This is a genomic window from Microcoleus sp. FACHB-831, from assembly GCF_014695585.1.
Lineage (GTDB): Bacteria > Cyanobacteriota > Cyanobacteriia > Cyanobacteriales > FACHB-T130 > FACHB-831.
Genome location: NZ_JACJON010000001.1, coordinates 1 through 1,814, shown reverse-complemented (window position 1 = coordinate 1,814; position 1,814 = coordinate 1). Strand labels below are relative to the sequence as shown.

At 43.8% G+C, this 1,814-nt stretch carries 2 protein-coding genes and 1 pseudogene; all 3 read right to left on the bottom strand.

Going from position 1 to position 1,814, the window contains the following annotated elements:
- Positions 1 to 250: 250 nt before the first annotated feature.
- Positions 251 to 1,090, bottom strand: a complete 840-nt coding sequence (locus H6F77_RS00015) for an ADYC domain-containing protein (protein WP_190484021.1) — start codon at positions 1,088 to 1,090, stop codon at positions 251 to 253.
- Between the two features lie 30 nt (positions 1,091 to 1,120).
- Entirely contained in the window at positions 1,121 to 1,327 is a 207-nt protein-coding gene (locus tag H6F77_RS00010) for a hypothetical protein (protein ID WP_190484019.1), read from the bottom strand.
- Between the two features lie 124 nt (positions 1,328 to 1,451).
- Positions 1,452 to 1,640, bottom strand: a pseudogene (locus H6F77_RS00005) (transposase family protein); the annotation flags it as partial.
- Positions 1,641 to 1,814: the final 174 nt, after the last annotated feature.

The window sequence follows — 1,814 nt, the reverse complement described above, 5'->3', positions numbered from 1 at the left end:
TTATGAGTTATTGCCAGAAACATCGGAGACTTTTATTTATCTGGCAATGATCCGTATCATGGTCAGGCGGTTGGCATAATATTTAACCCCTCACCACTTTTCAAACATCCTCTTAGGTCGGGCTACAATGTTTCTGTCGCTTCCTCAAAGGTGCGGCGGCAGATAACCTCAAACGCAACACCAGAGATTTCGACCGTCCGCTGCATTGGAATTGTTAGTCTTTTAGCGCTTAGTGGGAGTGAGACCGTCGTTATTTTAATGAGTTGACGAATGAATCGTTAAAAATCAGTGCTTTTGGAGCGTACTGCTGTAGTAATGAGAGTGATGTAGAAGTATCAATATCTACTGTAGGTTCACGTTGAAGAGGTTTGAATCGCTCAGGGCATTCCTTTTTAATTTGAGCAAGTGTTTCTGGGAAACGGGTTCTACTGATTGCAACAGCTCCATCTGAGTTCCAAGCAGCCTCAAACTCCATTCCACTGTTATTTGTCCGTTTTTGAATTCCAAGTCGATCGTAAATATCAATCTCGTTTCCATCTTGGGTATGAGCAACCCCAGTGCCACAGTAATCAGCTCGTACCATTCGTGTGCAAGCCTGATGGTAATCCCGTAGAGATTGACCTTGAACCGTTTTCCAGGGTTTATATCCCCAACGCAGACATTTTGCTAAAGCACTATTCGTACAAGCAAAGGTAATTCTTCCGTTATTGATGTGGTTCCCTCTAGTATCCCATTGGCCAGACAGAGGTATGGCAACAGCCATATTGTCTCGATCCGGCTGGCAGATATTCTGCCATTGAGAGGTTGGGGTATTTTGATAGATCACAGTATAAAGATAAACCTCTCCCTCCGAATCTTTGGGGTCACGCTCAACGTCCTGAATTTTCAGGGTTACGCTTCGCCCTTCGCTATCTGTGCTAGTTAAGACAGCCCCTTGAACGGCGGTTCCTTTTAGCACAACGGACGGAGAGAAAGGAAAAGGAGCATTGAGCTCAGACGGTCTTAGATGCTGATAGGTAAAATACACAGCACCAGCAATCAAGAGCACAATGAACCCACTCCCTATCCACCATCGGATGCTTTTCTTCATAGTGGATTTGATGAGTGAAGTAGCGCTAGTCTATGGAGCGATTTGGGTTGCTTGAATCACCAACTGCCCACCTTCTACCCGAATAGTGCTGTTAGTAGCCGCAGGGGTAATCTGGTTTGTGTTCAGGTCAGTCCCATTGACCGAGACCCCATTGAGTGCAATTCTGGCTTTGGCAATCAACGGAACACCGAGGATCAAACCAGCTGCTAAAAAGCCATACAGATATTTACCTTTCATCTTTGCCTCCTTAGTTTGGCGAATTATGGAATTTAGAGAATCTTGTAGATAGGTTCTTATTGTAGAAATAATTAAAATGATATAGAGGAAATGTGACTTATGTTCATAAGACCTCTTGTAGAAATCATTGAGCAAGCCTGAGTTCATAGTTGTAGAGCGCACAAATGAAATTGCAACGTAGCCCAAAGCGACGACGACGATTGCGATAGTGTTTACTGAGAATCTTAAAAATCTTCAAGTGACGGTTGACATGCTCACCGAGAACTCGAACTCTTGCTAACTCCCGATTATCTCGCTTGTCAGCAGCACTCAATTGCCCACCTCTAGTAGGCTGTCAAGGATAGTTTGAGGGGTAGTATATACGGATAATCTAAAGAAAAGGCAAGGAAAAGCGCTCACCAAAAATTTTTAAGCTATCCAATGAGCAAGAAATACATTATCAAGCTGACACCAGAAGAAAGGCGGATGCTGGAACAGTTGACTAACA

Bases quoted from the DNA above. Each gene is read 5' to 3' on its own strand.
- H6F77_RS00015 (WP_190484021.1), bottom strand. From the start codon at position 1,090: ATGAAGAAAAGCATCCGATGGTGGATAGGGAGTGGGTTCATTGTGCTC.
- H6F77_RS00010 (WP_190484019.1), bottom strand. From the start codon at position 1,327: ATGAAAGGTAAATATCTGTATGGCTTTTTAGCAGCTGGTTTGATCCTC.